Genomic DNA, 17,155 nt, shown 5'->3' on the forward strand with positions numbered 1-17,155 from the left:
ACTGAATCAAAAAAGAACAGTCAACGCACAAAATATTAAAAGTAAATCTAATAAAAGGTTATCCCTTTGATTTTTCTTGCTCTTCTATTTTTTCTTCCAAATATTTTATAAAATCCCAGGAGAAAGAATTTCTTTCTTTGCTAACTTTGTAAATAAATTTTCTGTTTGTTATTGGTATAACTATTTCAAGATGAAAACCGTTTGCAATTTTTGTATAAGTGAAATCTTGCAATGAGTAAAATTCTATCTGTTGGTTTAAATCGTCTAGCGAAGTAGGAAACTTATTATAGCTGTTATTGTAAGATAGTAATTCTAATAATAATATTGTCATATTTACGTTAGCATAGGCACGTAACTGAGTTTCATATGTTTTCATTGGTGATAAAAAATTGACAAAAAAGTGAGATTTTTCTACCTCTTTTTGGAGTTTGAGATAATTAGTCATTCCTGATTTATAACTGGATTTACAAATGTTTGTCATTTGGTAAGCATGCGCTGTGTACAAATCAAACGCTTGCAATATATACTTGGCAAAGGATTGTTTCGAAGTAAAAAAAGAAGGTTTAGCCTTAAGTAGTAATGCTAATTCTTCTCTATCTTTCTTTGTCGAAAATACTTGCTGTGGCTTTTTTTTAAACAAAGAATCTTGCCCAAAATGTTGTTTTATTATATCCCACGTAGTGCTTATATCGTTTTTTTGAAGTTGCTTACGAAAAGGTTCTATGAAAATCTTTGCTTCTGAATTAAAAGCTTGACCAAGGTGCATTTGAGAACTCACTTGTTTTAGAGTGCCTTTAATTTTTTCGCGAAGAGCATTGGGGAAATCCTTATTAATAATGGTTTTGCGAATAGCAGACAATGACATGCCTATTGTTGCATAACTTACTAAAGAAGTTATGAGAAAAGGATCTTGTCCAAGATGAGAGCTAAAGCGCATAGCGGCAATATAGCATTCAGCTGCTTGTTGCCACTGCTTTTTTAAAGCATAATGTCTGCCGCTGAGAACAACAAAACGACATAGTCCCATCATTTTTCCTAGATGAGGTAATAAAATATTGGGCCCTTCTTCGTATTCACAAGGAAGAATAAACCGACAATACGAAAGTTTAGAAGCTTTGATAACTTCTACGACAACTTGACTATTTTGCTTAAACAGATTATCTAACTTGCCTTCTTCGGTGAGTTTTGCGAATGAAGAGCTGTTGTCGTTTTGTTCCCAAACCTCAGAAGTGGTTAATGCGGACGCTTTCCAGTAAATAATAGCGGCATTTTGTTTAGAATATTGCGCTGTAGCAAATAAAATCATTGACAAAAAAAGTAGTAAATTTTTCATATATCTCTCCATTAATAGTTTTCTATATCTAAAAAGTCTCTAGTAGAAGCGGTAACCGTTGTGTGTGAAGAAAAAGAGTCAATAAGACTTTCTATGTTTACTCCATTTGTGATTATTTGATGGCGAATATGAAGTCTGCGGACTCTTCTAATATGTTCTGGATCTTTATCCACAAATTGCTGCTCTTTTTGCGTTTGTTGCGGTTGTGTGTTTATAAACCCGGAAACGGTCAATATTGCTATTAAAACAGCAGCGGCAGTGGCGCAAAGCATCAATGTTTTTTTATTTGATCTACCAAATATTTTATTATGTAAAGAAGATGATGGTTGTGTGGTAAAACCTTGCAAATATTTTTCAAAGTCTTCGGTCATCGTTGAACTCCTTTGTCATAATTTCTCTTAGATGTTTAATTCCATATTGGTAGCGAGAAGCAGTGGTATTTGGAGAGAGGTGTACTGTTTCTGCAATCTCTTTAAATGTCAATTGCCCCCATATTTTGAGAACAATAACTTCCCTTTGTTCCTGTGGTAAACAAGACAATGCAAAGGTCAATTTTTCGCGTTGTTCTTTTTTTTCTAAAGGTTGATTGAACCAAACGTTAGTGCAATCGTCAAGTGATTTAAGTGATGGAGAACGTTGGCAATTAAAGGCTCTATTTCGTACAGCCTGCATTAGATAACTTTTCGGCTTTTGCGGAACTTGATTGTTGTTCAGTAAATTGACAAAAATTTCCTGTACAATATCCTCTGCCATTTGAAAATCGCGGACAAAAGAACATGCGTATAAAGACATTGCTCCTGCATATTGTTCAAAGATTTTCTCTAATTCTCTCTTCTTGCTTTTCCACCATTTCATAATTATTACTCGCATCTTAAGAGATAAACGATCATTTGGAATGTAATGCTTTACTGAGTGTTTATAAGAGAGACACAAAAATAGAAAATTTTGTCTATAAAAAATTTTTTTTAGTGGAGTGTAGTTTTTTAAAGAAAAATTCTTATGTTTTGGCAAAGCTCAAAATTCTAAAGGATTATGATAAATTACTATAATCGTTGTCGTTCGTTATGATGACTATTTAATTGATGACAGGACCCGTTTGAGTGTCTAATATTTATTGAATATATTCCATTTTAGATATTCGCGTTTGTTGGGAGTGGAGTTAAAAAATTGATGACATTTGCGTGGCGTCATACCAGTGTGTGATTTTAATTCGTGAATGAAATGCGCTTGGTCAAAATAAACTAAAGGAATTTGTTTGTGATTTATAGAACCTGTGAGAAGTTGATATATATAGTACTGTGTGCGTACAATTTTACTATATTTTTTTGCTCCAATGCCAAAATAGGTTTTAAATAGCTGTTGTAGTCTTCTTTGGGAGAGACTGACATGAGTTGCTAACTCTACGATTTTCACATCACCTTTATTTTGTACAATATATAACCACGCAGCTATTACTCTTTTATCAATGGGCTGGTAGCATGCACATTTATGAAAAATGTTTTCAATTTCGAGAAACAGCTGTTCATTTTTTATAGTTTTACTTATTGCGTCTTCAAGTTGTTTTGCAAGATGACTATCAACTAAATGAAGTGGGATTTGACTATCTTGGAAGTGACATGAACTTTGATTAAAAATAAGCTTTAGTGCCCAAGGATGTATTTGAACCGCAACCATCTTGTTAATATGCGAATGAGTTCTCCACTTAAAAGGAGAGACAAACTGACCACAAAGGTAACTATAAATTTGTTTTTTTCGATGTTCTTTCTCTATAGAAACACCTGAATCTATAATTACCTCTATGTACGGATAGCCAATCGGAAATGCGGTGAAAGATGTTTTTCCAACACCTTCAATGATATTAATTTCATCAATGATTGCGCTGCCTAACGGTTTGTAGATTGATTTTTTCACTTTTTACATTTGCCTTTTAGTTTCTTATTTTGGAATATCCTAAACTTACTATAGTATAAAGAAAGAATCCTAAAGGACCAAAGAAAATACAAACAAATAAAATAGGCGAAATAAACCAGCTAGTAATTTTTTTCTCCATCGCATCTAAGTAGATCCATCTACCGACAAATAAGTCAAATGCGCCAGCATAAATCCAGAATAAGCTGCCCCCCCAAGGTTCTGACATAAGTTTAGTGGCTAATTCAGGTGAAGGTCCGTAAAAGATAGACATCGCAGCAGTAATGTTTGGCATAAGAACAATAATATAACAAATTGTTGCTGGCAGAATAATCCAAGGCACTTTTATGATAGATTTTGTTTTTGAGTAGTGAGGAAAAAAAATCATTATTGCCCAAAAAGGCAATACTGAATATGCCGAAAAATGAAATAAGAAATCCATAAACTCTCCTTAGAGTAATTGAAAAAGTTACATTGTGAAAGTATATTTTATAAGGAACTGTTACTAAAATATTGTAAAAAAGCGAAATAGTCTGTGTCTATTTTATAGAGAGATCTTATATGAATAGGTCGCAAGTAGAAAAATCAGAAACATTTATGAAACACTTAGGAAAGTGGTTTATTTTATTGTGGTTTATTTCATTGTCTTTGATTTCGGTATTTTCATTTTTATTGGTATTATTTTTTTTCACGGAACCAGAAATAGAAGTTTTTACTACTTCTGTTTCACCTAGTGGCAAATGGGAATTGACTGTGGAAACTGCTTTACCAAGCGCTGCTTTTGCGCCACAAGAAATGTTTGTCTATGTAAAGAAAAAAGGAAACTATTTTCGAAAATTTTTGATTAATTTTGAAATCGCAAATGATGGTGCAAGTCTTACCCAAGATAACTGTAATGTTATTTGGAAAAATAAAAAAAGCATAGAAATTGCTATTTTGAGATGTATTGGTGAAGAACAAAACTATATGGAGTATACCATTAAATTGGAAAATTGATTTTGTATTTAGGGCGTGTCATCATTCAAAATATTGCGTGTTTTTTCGAGCTCGAGCCCGTTTGCGAGCCCGTTTCCGAAACTTTCACTAACAATTTATCAAAGAAACAAAGTTTCTTTTTCCATCGCAAAAAACTAGTATTGGACCGGTGGATCACTTTCTGTCGCTCTCAAAAAGTTTTCGGGCGCGGGCTCGCAAACGGGCTCGGGCTCAATACTACTGGCGTATCATTAAATGAATCTGTTATATTTTTATCTGTATTGAATGATGACACGCCCTAATGGATTTGAAGGATTAATATCATATTTTTTAAGTCGTTCTCTGTACAGTTAAAACTCAAAAATGCGATATTGACAGGCAACATTAACAATACGACTATTGCCGATTTGCTCTTCTCGTTGTAGAGGGGAATGGATGTGTCCACATAATACTAAATTTGGTTGAGTTTCTTCGATAAAATTGCGAATTCCCAAACTACCACCATCGCTTATTTTTTGGTCTTTTCCAACACTATCTATAGGAGGACAGTGGGTCATAAAAATGTTTATTTTTTTGTGATAAGAAAGTTGTTGTAAGATGCTACTCTTTTCGCGACTTGCTGTAAAACTGCATCCACAGAATACAGTATTTTCTTTTTCATAAAAAGTATTGTCTAAATTTTGGGTAAAAGAAAAGTCTTGAAGTAATTGTGGAAAAAAGGTTTGTGGATATTCTTCGTGGTTACCAGATACAATTAGAGTTGGAATTTCTAACGGAGCAATACGCTTTAAAAAAAGATCACCGAATTGTCGATTAATAGTAAAATCGCCTACGCAGATAAGTAAATCAACGTTTTTGGCTAACTCTATAATGCGTTTGGAGGATTGGTATGAACCATGATTGTCGGCAAAGGCTAGGAATTTCATTTTACGATTCCTCGATATCAATCTTTATGTAAGTGACCAGTCAAAAGTATTTACCCATTGGCATTATTCTTTTCATTTCTAGTTTTGTTGCCTTAGGTTACGCAGTTTCAGTTGCAGCCTTCGTTACATCACACTAGAAAATAAAAGTTGCGCATTCAATAGATAACTATTTTTTTCAGGTCACTTATTCGCTCTAATTCTTAAGAAATAGAGCGAATATTATACGATCATTTCTCCTAAAGAACGTAACATATCAATAGCATCTTGAGGTAGAGTTTTTGGTGGTTTGCCAGCAGCGTAACACACCATTATTTTTTCAGCTGTTTGTTCAATAATATAAGTGAGATCAGCTGCTTGTCTCAAACTACCTGCGGCAACCACTAGACCATGGTTTTGTAATAGCACAGCTGTACCACTACCAATAGCCTTTGCTACTTCTTCTGCTAGTTCTCTACTACCAGGCATAATAAATGGGACTCTTGGAATCTCGCCAACAAACACTGCTTCAGTAGATATTGGCAAAAACGGTAATTCGCTAAGTGCTAGAGCCGTTGCTTTCGGTGCATGGGTGTGAATCACTGCATTTATTTGGGGCCGCTTTTGCATAATGAGAGTATGAAGATGTCTTTCGCTGGAAGGATTATATGCACTTTCTTTAATGGCATTTCCTTCTAGGTCTATGGCAACTATCATTTCACCTGTTAAACCACCTTTGTATACTTGGCTAGGTGTAATCCACACTTGTTTATTGTTTTTTTCATGTCGTACACTTACATTACCTCCTGTCGAAGTAATGAATCCTCCTTGGTACAGTTCGTTAAAGATTTGTACGACTTCGTCGCGTTCATCATTGCATTTCTGAGGCGTTGTTTGTTTAGTTACAGGTTTAGAGCTTGTGTTTTTTGTCGGTTCTTGGGTACTTGTAAGATTACTTAAATCTCCGGGATCACCTACCTGTTGGCGCGCATTTGTATATACGCGAATCATGTCTTTTTCAATTTTTTGTAAGCGCATTGCTTTTAAAGTGTCACCGCTAAATGAAAGTTTTCCGGTCATCGCTGCGCGTACACCGTTGATGTTTCCGGTAAGAATACCATCAAAAGTTGCCGCTTTCATTTTTAAAGTTACATTAGGCCGCTGCTTTGCTTCTCCCCAATGAGTAATAATTTGTCCTTTATTGTAATGAACAACAAACTTATATTCCGCATCAGGTATCACATATTGAACGCAAATATCTTGCTTTGTCGAAAATTTGCAAAGTGCTTCGTCTTTTTCTATGTGTTTGCAAAAGATTTCAACGATTGCTTTTAGTCCTCCACTTTGCGGTTTTTCTTTGGCCGCTGAAATTTGAGTAACAGTTTCTCGCGACACTACTTTAGTGTGAATTGCTTTTACTTCTCTTTTTGTGGTTACGATATCGCGCAGTTTAGAAAACATGCCTTTATTTTTATTGGTGTTTTGCGTTTGTTGTTGTTCTTGTTCTTGATCTAAATCAGTAATAGCAGGTCCGCTACTTGTATTTAGTTTTTGCAGCTCTTTTGCAGAGAGTTTTTTTGCTGTTTTTGTCCAGCTGAAGTTTTGTAACACTTGCGGGTTACGCACATGCTCTGGTTTTTTTCCGCAAAGCAGTTTTTGTAATTCTTGGACGACAATTTCGCCTTGGTGAGCAGAAACTTCATAAGTATTGCCAGCAACGTGAGGAGTTGCGATTACATTAGGAAAAGATAATAGTGGATGATCTGCTCCTGGAGGTTCAACAGCAAAAACATCTAGAGCAATGCCACCAATTTTTTCGTTTTGTAGAGCATCAATCAAGGCTTCTTCATCGATTAAATGAGCGCGCGCAGTGTTTACGATACCACAATTTTTTTTCATTTTAGCTATTTGATCATGAGAAATTAAACCACGTGTTTCTTTAGTAACAGCGGCATGCAAACTGATAAAATCACTATTTTCTAAAAGAAAAGGTAAAGATACCGAAGTTGCTCCTGTTGCAGCAATATCTTCCGCACTTAAGTAAGGGTCATAGACAAACACGTTGACTGAAAAAGGCAATAAACGCTCGACGACCTTGCGTCCAACAGCTCCCATCCCAATAAGTCCAACATTTTTCTCCCAAAGTTCGTGTCCTTGGAGTTGTTTGTGTGCCATACCCATACGCGCAATATCACCAGCCTCAACCTCTGGATCATGTAAAAACTTCACTGCACTTTGTAATTTACGTGCAAGCATTAAAATAAAAGCAACAGTTATGTCAGCAACCGCTACGGCATTACGACCAGGAGTATTGAAAACGGGCACTCCTAACATTGTACAAGCATCAATGTCAATATTGACAGCATTTCCACGGCAAGAAACCACTGCTTTTAAACTCGGAATTCGTTGTAGTGCTTCTGCGTCTAGCACATCTACTTCAGTAATAAATACGTGATAACCCTTTAATGCTTCAACCAGTGCATCACCTGTTAAAAGCTGCATTTCGTCTCGATAGCTACCGTAATGAACATCTGCTATTTTGCGTAATTTTGTCAACGACCTTTCATCAAAGTCAGCGGAAATAAAAACACGTGGACGAAATTGCGATGAAATATCGATAACCTGCGAATCACTTATCTCACTAACTCCTTGCAAGGCAGCTTCACCAGCAAGTTGGTTATACTCATTACTTGCTTTAGTCATTTGTAGCCAGTTTTCGCATAGTGATTGATAAGTTTCGCTGTTATTTGAATCGCTGGAATAAGTTGTTGATTTTGCGATTTTTTTAGCGCCACTAAGTAAGTCAGGAAAAACTCCAACTCCGACTCCAGCACATATTACAGCCCCCAGAGCAGTGGTTTCTTGTATTTCAGGAGTACGAACATCTACATTGTGCAAATCGCTTAGAATTTGTGCACACAATGAGCTACGTGACATTCCTCCTGTAAAAACAATATTTTTGTATTTTTTTGTGAGCTGATGTAAGTTACCACTTATTCCGTAACAAATGCCTTCAAGAATAGCCCGCGCAACATGTTCGCGTTTTGCTGTATTCTTAGGATAAATCATTGGTGCTATTGTTAAGTGCCCCAAAGGAATAGTCATATTTCGCGCATCAAAGATTCCAACTCCCATAGAAGATAAAATTCCGCGCGCTCCACAAATAGATTTTTTTGCTTGACCGCATAGCATTGCAACACCTTGCGGATGATTGTATAGCACATTTGCAATAAAATCTAGTGTTGCCCCTACAGGACCAGCATTGCTTTCTTGTACCCATAGTCCTGGAACAATATGACTTTCTGTCCACAAATTTTCTGTTGTTTTTGCTTTATCCATAACTAGTTGAATAGGGGTGGTTGTTCCACTAACAATGCATACATCTCCAAGTGCGATTGCGCCACTTCCTAACAAAGCACTTTGTGTATCTGCTCCCCCAACAACAACTGGTGTTCCGGCAGCTAAGCCGGTTTCGTTTGCTGCTTTGTTCTGAACTTGCCCGAGTATAGTACCAGCATGAGATATCTTAGGAAAGATATGGGTAGGTAATTGTAGTGATTCAATAAGAGTTTGCGACCAATTATTGGTAGTCAAATCAAAAAGCATAGAGCCGCTAGCGTGAGAAAGGTCTGTTGAAATTACACCGCTTAAGCGCATAGCGAACCAGTCGCCTATGCTCATTACGCGGTGAGCTCTTTGTAAAATTTCGCTATGTTCTTCGTGTAAATGATGTAGCCTTGCTCCTGTAAGAACGGCACTTGGCCAGTGCCCGGAAATTTTAGAGAATTCATTTCCACGTTCACTACCTAACCTTGCACCGTGCATTGCAGCACGCCCATCTATATTGGGAACAGCAAAAATTACGGTTTGGTTTTTATCTACAACGACCAAACCATAACGCACGCTAGTAACAGCTACTCCGATTATTTGTTTAGCTTCTATCGAGGCACTTTTTAGTGATTGGCCAATAACTTTTGCTAATTTTTGCCATATTTCTTGAGTATCAAGATCATAAAACCCAATTGAATTTGCGACCGCTTTGTGTTGCCAAGAAATTTTCTTACATAAGGTTTCACCACTATCAGTGTTGTATAACAAACAGCGACCACCACTACTTCCGATATCAATTCCCATTAAAAAGTTACTTGTCATTTTACTTTCCTATACTAGGTTAGGGCGTGTTCTACTTAGAAATAAAACTTCCCTAGAAAAATATATTGCAAAAAAGTGAAAATATATATATCTTAATATTAGTAAACAAGGTTGGTATAAAATTTAGCACCATCCACTAAAGGCAATTTTATTGCCATGTGAATTATATCAAGTAAAAAAACAACCTTTTTTTGCTGAATACAGTACTTATAGCTGTCTACTATAATATAGTTTAAGCTATTATAAAGCCGCGAAATTCGCGGCTTGTCTTTATTTTTATTTCAATTTCTCGCGTACAATTTCTACTGCTTTTTCGATTGAAATTCTTTCTTGTTTTGTGGTATCGCGATCGCGAATCGTCACAGTATTGTCTTCTAAAGTTTCTCCATCTATTGTCAAGCAGTACGGTGTTCCTATTTCATCATGACGACGATAACGTTTACCAATAGCATTGGCTTCATCATAACGGGCGTTAATTCCTGCATCAAAAAACATTTTTGCCACTTCTCGCGCTTTGCCTGTCATGTCTTCTTTACGTAAAAGAGGTAAAATAGCAACTTTGTAAGGAGCTAAACGTGGATGTAAACGAAGTACAGTTCTTTTTTGTAAAACACCTTTCGAATCAGGTATCTCATCATAGGTTAGCGCATCATTTAAAAAAGCAAGAACGCCTCTCGTTGCGCCTGCAGCAGGTTCAATAACATATGGATGATATACTTCATTAGTTTCATTATCGCGATATTGAAGTTTTTTTCCCGATCCAGCCTCGTGTTTTTTGAGATCATAATCTGTACGACTTGCGATCCCCTCTAATTCATCCCAACCCCAAGGAAAACTGTATTCGATGTCATAACAATTATCAGCATAGTGCGCTAGCTCGCTTTCATCATGTTGACGCAATTTGAAATCATCAGGAGAATTTGCGTATTTTTGCCACCATCCAAGCCTTTTATCTTTCCAATAATCAAGCCATTCTTTTGCTGTGTCTGGTTTACAAAAGAATTCCATTTCCATTTGTTCGAATTCACAAGAACGAAAGATAAAGTAACGTGTGGTAATTTCATTGCGAAAGGATTTACCAATTTGCGCTATACCAAAAGGTACCTTCATACTCATTGATCTTTGGACATTTTGGAACTGTACAAACATCGCTTGTGCTGTTTCTGGACGTAAATATACAGTTGAAGGGTCAATGGCTTTCTTTATTTCGTCGCGTAATTCGCGACCTGATAGTTCTTGTAATTTACCTTGCTCAATTTTTTGAGCAATTTCTTCCATCGGATCAACAGGCCCCAGAAAAGAACGAAACATCAAATTAAATTGACGCTCTTCTGATAAAAATTGTCCAGCCGCACCGCAACCAGGACACTTATAGCCGCGATTATCTGCTTTCGTACCTGACAAAGACTTACCACTTCGTTCTAATTCAATTTCGAAAGTCTCTTTTATATAGATAAGTGCCGCTTTGGCTTTGCCTTTATCTGGAAAAGAAATGACTATATCTTCTCCTTCTTCTGTTTTAGGGGCTTTGTCTGCACGAAAACGTTCTTTGCAAATCTTGCAATCAACAAGTGGATCGGAAAAACCAGAAAGATGACCAGATTCTTTCCATACTTGCGGGTGCATGATAATAGAAGCATCAAGACCTACGATGTCTTCTCTTGTATACACCATCTCATTCCACCATTCATTCATGATATTGCGTTTCAGCTCTACCCCTAAAGGTCCATAATCGTACGCGCTGCGCAATCCACCATAAATTTCACTTGAAGGAAAAATAAAGCCACGATTTTTACAAAGAGATGTCAATTCTTGCAATTTTTTTTCGTTATTTTCCATTGTTGTCCTCTATTTTTTTTAACCGCAATTCATTAATAAGTGAACTACGGTATTTGTATTGGTACTTTTCTTTGAATTTTAATTTTTTTAACAAATCAATTAATTCACTTACAAGTTCGCGTGAAAATTGAAAATCGTCTTTATATACAAAATGTGCTACTTTCTCTAATGTTTTTCCGCTTTCTAGTTGCTTCAAGTAAGTAACGAATTTTTTGTAATCGATATTTTGTAAGGCAATAATTATTCGTTCTTGTTTTGCATTTAATGTCTGTTCCGAAAAGTAAAAATCGTGTTCAACGCGTATTTTTTTTGCTGATTTAAGCAGCGATATTCGAAAGAGTCGCTTTTCATCTATCGCATTCATTTTTATTTTTTCAGAATCTATTTGATTTCCGTCTACTAAAAATATAAAGCTATCACTTTCGCGTTTTGTACATAACAATTCATAGGTTATTTCTTTAACAATTGTCTTTTTGGCAACAAGCGCAAGTTTCACTTTTACAGTAAATATTTTCGTTGATGGCAAAATCATTTTTTCAAGAAGTATACTTTCATAGTCTTCAAAGTCAAGACGTATTACCACTTTACCCGGAGTAATGACATTCTCTTGAAGTGCTTTATTATTAACTATTATTTTTTTAGTAGGAACTGTTTTCTCTGTTTGCAAGTCAACAATAGAAAAATCGATTTTTCTAGGCAAAACCTTCATTTTTTCTTCTATGTGCAGAGGTGACATATCTTTTTTGATTTCAAAGGGCTTTATAATAGTTTCGTAGCCTTGTTTCTCTATTTTATATACATATTTTCCGGGAACAAGGCGAGTCGTATGATTTTTAACTTGTGAAAAATTATTTTTCTCTTCGCGCATAATTGAAATTAAAAATTCTTGTGAAGGAAAAAAAGGATCACTTACTTTGAAATCAACTACATATTTTTGTGGTAAAGTCTTTGTATTACGCGATTTCCATAACTCATTCGCTTTCTTCTTTACAATTTGCCAGTTACTCTTTACTTTTTTAGAAAGCTCATGATTAGGGTACAGTTTTACTCCTGAAAATACGCTGGCGCCGGCGAACAATAATACAAGGAACACCACTTTAACTAATGATTTCTTTTTTTTGGGAGTTTTGTTGATTTTGTAGACTTTCTTTATATCTTGTTCCATATAACCTGTAATGGCTTCAACGATTTGCTTACCGTTTTGAAAACGATCTTCTGGATTTTTTGCCATCATCTTTGCAACAATACTTGCAAGTGCTTCGTCTATTTTAGAATTATACTTACCAATATCAACAGGGTTCTTATGAACATGAGCCATCATGATATTGTATAGATTGTCGCCCTTAAATGGTAGATTAGCACATAGCATTTCGTAAAGTGTGATTCCCAAAGAATATAAGTCGCTGCGATTATCAACAGGCTTTCCTTCTACTTGTTCAGGTGCCATATAAGACGGTGTACCTACAACTTGTCCTGATTGCGACAAAGAAGCAGCTGATGGCATTTTCGCCAAGCCAAAATCGGTTACTTTAGGTTCACTACCTTTTGATACCATTATGTTCGCTGGTTTTATATCGCGATGAATGATTTTTAGTTTGTGCGCTGCATCTAAACCTTCAGCTACTTTTTTGACAATAAGTAAAGCTCTGTCGACGTCTAAAGGAGATTGTGCTCTTATAATGTGCGATAACGGTTCTCCTTCTATATACTCTACGACGAGATAATAATTATTTCCTAGCTTCGAAATATCGTGTATTTGCATTATGTTTGGATGATTGAGACTAGCAACAGTCTGCGCTTCGCGTACAAATCTTTCTGAATGAACAGTATCTATTTGACTGTTAATTAGAACTTTTATTGCAACTGTACGTTTAAGTGTCTCATCTTCTGCTTTATATACAATTCCCATCCCACCGCGACCTAATCGTCCGGTAATAACGTAACGGCCAAGTTTTTGTCCAATAGCATTTCCTAAAAAAATACTTTCCTGGTGTTGAGGCTCTACTATGCTGCTTTCTGGTTCCGCATTTCTTGACATAGAACCAGGAGCTATTGTAAATTCTATTTGCGGTTGATCTTCACACATGGTCAATGTTTTGCTATGTGGTTCTTCATTCACTTGTAAATTTTGGCTAATTCTTGAATATATTTCTGCTATTTTCTCTTTAGAAAATACCTTGTTTTCTACAAGGAAATTTTCTAGAGAAATTGTTTTGTTTTTTTTACGTCGTACAGTCAATTCTTGAGCGTACTGACCTAATTTCTCTTCGCTAATGTATCCAAAAGAAACTGCTGCATGAGCGAATAAAGCATCTTTGGCATCCATATGCTACCTTTTCTCTCAAGAATGTTGTTGTGAGAAGCGTTTGATAAATTTTGTTACTGCGTTTCATGTGCAGTAGCTTTTACTAAGCTTCTTACAGTGTTTTTCGTTTTTGAAAAATAGATTTAGTCTAACACATTCAGCGAAAAACTCCGCGAATTTTATGTTTGTGTTTGTAGAGTTTGCTTTCTCATTACGAATTTGTCAAGAAACTATTGGCTTATTATGGCATAAAAAAATTATCTTGTCCACACTCCTGTTACAATAGCTAAATCAATAGTTATAGAGAAAATAACAAAAATATTTTTGGAGAGTATATATATGAAGATTTCGTCGGAAAAACCATTAAAACAGAAAGATTCATTTTCACAGCACTTACAACTTTTATACGATGAAATGCAAGCCGCGCAATTACAACGAGAATTTATGCGTCTTATAGGGAAACGGCGTCGCTCTCGATGTAAAGTCCGTACTTCTCTTATTTATGTTGGTTTTTTACTGTTGTGGATGATATTTGTTTTGCAAATTTATATTTGGCAGCAGTTTGTCGTTTTGCAAAATTAAGAGTGTTTTACTCTAAAGCTAGGTTTGCAGTAGCTTTTTATTTTGAATGACAACGCGCGCTGTGGTAAAATATATTCCGAAATATAGGGCATGTCCCTAAAGAATTTGTTCAACACCATATTAGGGTGTGTTCGCGCGCCCTAGACTTTTTTAGAGGTTTTTTACTATGTTACGAATAGTATGTATTCTTGCTTTGTCGTTTATTGCTCCATCGTGTTGTTCGCCATATTGTTCTATGAATCAATTTGCAAAAACCTCAAAAACCTTGTTTGCTACACAGTTCAAGGAAAGCCTAGTGAATACGCCAAAAACAGCACGCTTTCTTGCAGGCGTTCTCAGTGGAGATGGCAGATCATTTGCAACCAATGCCAAGTTTTTTTGGGAAGTAGGCAAAGGGGATTTAGGTAGTATGCAAATAGTTGGGCGTGTAATAAAAGAGCAGTGGAATGAATCAATAGAAAATCTTCCTCAACATGCCAAAACAATAGCACGTTATTCTTGTCTTTATTGCGACAAACAAAAATAAAAACGATGGAGGTAGTATGAAACTCTTTTTAGCATTGACACTATTTTTTAGTCTCTTTATCTTTTGCGATGATAGTGAACAAGATACCTCTTCACAAGAGATAAAAGATAATAAAAAATCACAGGAAAAGAAAAAAGTAAGAAAAGAAAAAAGAGAAGCACACATAAAAAAGATGCGCGAGAAATTTGATAAAAATAACGATGGGGAATTATCAAACGACGAAAAAAAGCGTTTTCGCAAGGCGCTGTTACGTTTTGAAATGAAGCGAAAACGTAAACGATTAGAGAAAAAAATGAGTCACGATGGTAAGTTATCTCCGGAAGAAAGAGAAGAAATAGAAAAATCTCTCGAAAAATTTAAGGCTAATTTTTTTAAACGGCAAAAAAACCAAAAACAACAAAATCGCAATAAAGACTTTCGTCGTGCTCCTCGACAACGAATTCTAAAACGTTTTGATACAAATAATGATGGTGTTTTGTCCGAAGAAGAGAAGCAAAAAATGCGTGAAGAACTTGGAGAAAAACGTAGAAGACCTGGTAAACGGGGTAGAAGACAAAACAAATAATCTCCTAAAATAGTCTATATTATACAGCAACCTTGATATCAACACATTTCAGTAAAAAACAAATGACCAACCAAAAATAAATTGCGAAACCAAAGATTGCATAAATATTTTTGCGAGGTCACTTAATAACATTGCAACTTTTATAGAAGTTACTATAATAGAATAGTAACAAGTCCAAAATACTAAACGATTTATATTTTTTTATATGGTCTAAAATCTATGTCTGATACTGGTGAAACAACAAAACGCAAAGTAAAAAACTGGGCTGATTTATTAAAACAAGTGGATGTACAAGGCAAACAAAACATCCAAGATCCCCTAGTTGAACACTTGCAGAAAATAGAGGCTGCTGAACAAAAAGTCCTACAAGAAAGCCAGCGCAAGAGAGAACGTCTAAAGGAATACCTAAAGCAACTCAAAGCCAAGCAAGAAGAGGAAAAAGCTTACAACCATCTAAATTTGTTGGAAAAACGACTATATAAAGCTCTTATTGCTTGGTATAAAGATCAAACGGAGACTATTCCTGATGGAATTTTAGAATTTCATTTTAAAAGCCGTGTATTGCAAAAAATTGATTTTGAGAAAATAGATGGTGATTTTGATTCGACGTTAAAAATCAAAAAACTAAATGCTAGTTCTAAACTAAAAGAAATGCTGTTGGTATTTAAACGCGGAAAAAACATTTTCTTGGAATTTTATAATCGCGATTTACGTAATAATATTTTTACGTTTATGTTTATGGAAGGCAAGGTTATTTCTAACCAAAAGTCTCCAGAAGTTAGCAACGTGATTGGTCACTTCAAAGAGTTCATTCTTGCCAAAAGAACAAAGTAGTCTCTTTATTATTCAAGTAGATTCCGTGGGATAATCCCACGGATTAAAAATTCTCACTGCCATAAATTTTCGACGGTATATGGCGCGCCTTCCATTTCCCAAAATTTACCATGAAAAAAGCGGTAATGCTGATCAATTTTAGCAATTGCGGCCATATTTTCTTCTGTTAACTCCACATCTAAAGATGAAAAATTTTGTTGTAAACGTTCGCTATTTGTCGATTTGGGGATTGTTACAGTCCCGCGTTGAGTAGCCCAACGAATCAAAACTTGCGCAGGGGTACAGTTATGCTCTTCTGCTATATCAGTTATAGTTGAATTAGTTAGTAAATCAGGCTCTTCCTCTTTGATATCACGACCTTTAGAACCTAAAGGAGCATAAGCTGTTAATACAATATTATTTGCATTACAGTACTCCAACATTTTTGGTTGGGCTAAAAGAGGGTGCAGTTCAATTTGATTTACTTGTGGTTTAATTTCAGCAGCTGACTTTATCAACTCTAGTTTAGTTACACTAAAATTAGAAACACCAATGTGGCGACACAATTCTTGGCGTGCGCAGTTTTCCATTCCCAACCATGTTTCTGTCAGAGGCACTTCTGTTAAATTCAAATATCCACTGGCATCTTGTGGAAAAATAGTTTTTGGTTTAAATGCTATCGGCCAATGTATTAAGTATAAATCTAGGTAGTCAAGTTGCAAATCATGTAAAGTTTTTTGCAAAGCAGGTAACACATCTTCTTTCTTATGAGAATCGTTCCATAGTTTTGAAGTAATCCATAGATCCTCACGCTTTACTTCTTTTGCAGAAAAAGCATCGGACAAAGCTTTGCCTATTTCCGGTTCATTTTGATAAATTGCTGCACAATCGATATGACGATACCCAATGCGAATGGCTTCGCGGATAGCGTTATATACCTCTCCAGGAGCAGATTTCCAAGTACCTAATCCTAAAGAAGGTATTTTTTTGCCACTAGATAACTCCATATATTTCATAAATGACTCCATATTTTAAAATTCTAAGTGATTACGTTGTTAGACTATTTATAATAGCATAAAAATAAATGGCTTAAATGAATAAAAATGACTGGCCTGAGAAAAGTAATTACCCACTTAATGCAAGATTTATTTTTTAATACAGCACGTTAAATAGGCTACTGAACTATGTAACTAAGGTAACACTAAGCTAGAAAATAAAAGAACAAAAGTTGGTGATACTTTTGGCACGTCACTTA

General features: G+C 35.5%; 15 protein-coding genes. 5 read left to right on the forward strand and 10 right to left on the reverse strand.

The features are described 5' to 3' along the window. Positions 1 to 58: 58 nt before the first annotated feature. The 5 genes from UABHE_RS20765 to UABHE_RS20785 all read right to left on the reverse strand — a co-directional run bounded on the left by UABHE_RS20765 (position 59) and on the right by UABHE_RS20785 (position 3,683). Positions 59 to 1,333: a hypothetical protein gene (locus tag UABHE_RS20765; protein ID WP_372365201.1), complete on the reverse strand. Its 1,275-nt coding sequence runs from the start codon at positions 1,331 to 1,333 to the stop codon at positions 59 to 61. 11 nt (positions 1,334 to 1,344) lie between these two features. Then, positions 1,345 to 1,704, reverse strand: a complete 360-nt coding sequence (locus UABHE_RS20770) for a hypothetical protein (protein ID WP_372365202.1) — start codon at positions 1,702 to 1,704, stop codon at positions 1,345 to 1,347. Continuing rightward, the gene (locus UABHE_RS20775; RefSeq protein ID WP_372365203.1) at positions 1,688 to 2,188 is read right to left on the reverse strand and encodes an RNA polymerase sigma factor; all 501 of its coding nucleotides are present in this window, start codon (positions 2,186 to 2,188) and stop codon (positions 1,688 to 1,690) included. The genes UABHE_RS20770 and UABHE_RS20775 overlap by 17 nt, the downstream gene beginning before the upstream one ends. 249 nt (positions 2,189 to 2,437) lie before the next feature. Continuing rightward, positions 2,438 to 3,244: a helix-turn-helix domain-containing protein gene (locus tag UABHE_RS20780; RefSeq protein WP_372365204.1), complete on the reverse strand. Its 807-nt coding sequence runs from the start codon at positions 3,242 to 3,244 to the stop codon at positions 2,438 to 2,440. Between the two features lie 16 nt (positions 3,245 to 3,260). After that, positions 3,261 to 3,683: an ABA4-like family protein gene (locus UABHE_RS20785; RefSeq protein WP_372365205.1), complete on the reverse strand. Its 423-nt coding sequence runs from the start codon at positions 3,681 to 3,683 to the stop codon at positions 3,261 to 3,263. A 119-nt stretch (positions 3,684 to 3,802) separates the two neighbouring features. Here UABHE_RS20785 and UABHE_RS20790 point away from each other — a divergent pair, with 119 nt between their 5' ends. Next, on the forward strand, positions 3,803 to 4,237 hold the full coding sequence (locus UABHE_RS20790; protein WP_372365206.1) for a hypothetical protein: 435 nt from the start codon (positions 3,803 to 3,805) through the stop codon (positions 4,235 to 4,237). A gap of 329 nt (positions 4,238 to 4,566) precedes the next feature. On the opposite strand, the gene UABHE_RS20795 is transcribed toward UABHE_RS20790, so the two are convergent. From UABHE_RS20795 to UABHE_RS20810, 4 genes are all read right to left on the reverse strand, one after another. Beyond that, positions 4,567 to 5,142 (reverse strand): metallophosphoesterase, encoded by a 576-nt coding sequence (locus UABHE_RS20795; RefSeq protein ID WP_372365207.1) that lies wholly within the window; start codon positions 5,140 to 5,142, stop codon positions 4,567 to 4,569. Positions 5,143 to 5,361: 219 nt separating this feature from the next. Further along, positions 5,362 to 9,270, reverse strand: coding sequence for an NAD(P)-dependent oxidoreductase (locus tag UABHE_RS20800; RefSeq protein WP_372365208.1), 3,909 nt, complete (start codon positions 9,268 to 9,270; stop codon positions 5,362 to 5,364). A gap of 276 nt (positions 9,271 to 9,546) precedes the next feature. Further along, the gene (locus tag UABHE_RS20805; RefSeq protein WP_372365209.1) at positions 9,547 to 11,109 is read right to left on the reverse strand and encodes a glycine--tRNA ligase; all 1,563 of its coding nucleotides are present in this window, start codon (positions 11,107 to 11,109) and stop codon (positions 9,547 to 9,549) included. Continuing rightward, positions 11,099 to 13,435, reverse strand: a complete 2,337-nt coding sequence (locus UABHE_RS20810; RefSeq protein ID WP_372365210.1) for a serine/threonine-protein kinase — start codon at positions 13,433 to 13,435, stop codon at positions 11,099 to 11,101. Before UABHE_RS20810 ends, UABHE_RS20805 begins: the two co-directional genes overlap by 11 nt. 318 nt (positions 13,436 to 13,753) lie before the next feature. On the opposite strand from UABHE_RS20810, the gene UABHE_RS20815 reads away from it, so the two are divergent. The 4 genes from UABHE_RS20815 to UABHE_RS20830 all read left to right on the forward strand — a co-directional run bounded on the left by UABHE_RS20815 (position 13,754) and on the right by UABHE_RS20830 (position 15,921). Then, complete coding sequence (locus tag UABHE_RS20815) at positions 13,754 to 13,996, forward strand: hypothetical protein (RefSeq protein ID WP_372365211.1); 243 nt, start codon at positions 13,754 to 13,756, stop codon at positions 13,994 to 13,996. Between the two features lie 295 nt (positions 13,997 to 14,291). Next, the gene (locus UABHE_RS20820; RefSeq protein ID WP_372365212.1) at positions 14,292 to 14,522 is read left to right on the forward strand and encodes a hypothetical protein; all 231 of its coding nucleotides are present in this window, start codon (positions 14,292 to 14,294) and stop codon (positions 14,520 to 14,522) included. A gap of 16 nt (positions 14,523 to 14,538) precedes the next feature. Continuing rightward, positions 14,539 to 15,087 carry a hypothetical protein gene (locus UABHE_RS20825; protein ID WP_372365213.1) on the forward strand — a complete coding sequence of 183 codons (549 nt, stop codon included), beginning with the start codon at positions 14,539 to 14,541 and terminating at the stop codon, positions 15,085 to 15,087. Positions 15,088 to 15,306: 219 nt separating this feature from the next. After that, positions 15,307 to 15,921 carry a hypothetical protein gene (locus tag UABHE_RS20830; protein WP_372365215.1) on the forward strand — a complete coding sequence of 205 codons (615 nt, stop codon included), beginning with the start codon at positions 15,307 to 15,309 and terminating at the stop codon, positions 15,919 to 15,921. A 53-nt stretch (positions 15,922 to 15,974) separates the two neighbouring features. Here UABHE_RS20830 and UABHE_RS20835 read toward each other — a convergent pair whose 3' ends face one another. After that, positions 15,975 to 16,916: an aldo/keto reductase gene (locus UABHE_RS20835; RefSeq protein WP_372365216.1), complete on the reverse strand. Its 942-nt coding sequence runs from the start codon at positions 16,914 to 16,916 to the stop codon at positions 15,975 to 15,977. Positions 16,917 to 17,155: the final 239 nt, after the last annotated feature.

The sequence above is a fragment of the Candidatus Uabimicrobium helgolandensis genome (assembly GCF_041508025.1).
Lineage (GTDB): Bacteria > Planctomycetota > Uabimicrobiia > Uabimicrobiales > Uabimicrobiaceae > Uabimicrobium > Uabimicrobium helgolandensis.

What these genes read in the sequence shown, in the direction of transcription:
- UABHE_RS20825 (WP_372365213.1), top strand. Translation starts at nt 14,539, where the DNA reads ATGAAACTCTTTTTAGCATTGACACTATTTTTTAGTCTCTTTATCTTT.
- UABHE_RS20830 (WP_372365215.1), top strand. Translation starts at nt 15,307, where the DNA reads ATGTCTGATACTGGTGAAACAACAAAACGCAAAGTAAAAAACTGGGCT.
- UABHE_RS20785 (WP_372365205.1), bottom strand. Translation starts at nt 3,683, where the DNA reads ATGGATTTCTTATTTCATTTTTCGGCATATTCAGTATTGCCTTTTTGG.
- UABHE_RS20835 (WP_372365216.1), bottom strand. Translation starts at nt 16,916, where the DNA reads ATGAAATATATGGAGTTATCTAGTGGCAAAAAAATACCTTCTTTAGGA.
- UABHE_RS20800 (WP_372365208.1), bottom strand. Translation starts at nt 9,270, where the DNA reads ATGACAAGTAACTTTTTAATGGGAATTGATATCGGAAGTAGTGGTGGT.
- UABHE_RS20765 (WP_372365201.1), bottom strand. Translation starts at nt 1,333, where the DNA reads ATGAAAAATTTACTACTTTTTTTGTCAATGATTTTATTTGCTACAGCG.
- UABHE_RS20815 (WP_372365211.1), top strand. Translation starts at nt 13,754, where the DNA reads ATGAAGATTTCGTCGGAAAAACCATTAAAACAGAAAGATTCATTTTCA.
- UABHE_RS20795 (WP_372365207.1), bottom strand. Translation starts at nt 5,142, where the DNA reads ATGAAATTCCTAGCCTTTGCCGACAATCATGGTTCATACCAATCCTCC.
- UABHE_RS20775 (WP_372365203.1), bottom strand. Translation starts at nt 2,188, where the DNA reads ATGAAATGGTGGAAAAGCAAGAAGAGAGAATTAGAGAAAATCTTTGAA.
- UABHE_RS20770 (WP_372365202.1), bottom strand. Translation starts at nt 1,704, where the DNA reads ATGACCGAAGACTTTGAAAAATATTTGCAAGGTTTTACCACACAACCA.
- UABHE_RS20810 (WP_372365210.1), bottom strand. Translation starts at nt 13,435, where the DNA reads ATGGATGCCAAAGATGCTTTATTCGCTCATGCAGCAGTTTCTTTTGGA.
- UABHE_RS20805 (WP_372365209.1), bottom strand. Translation starts at nt 11,109, where the DNA reads ATGGAAAATAACGAAAAAAAATTGCAAGAATTGACATCTCTTTGTAAA.
- UABHE_RS20790 (WP_372365206.1), top strand. Translation starts at nt 3,803, where the DNA reads ATGAATAGGTCGCAAGTAGAAAAATCAGAAACATTTATGAAACACTTA.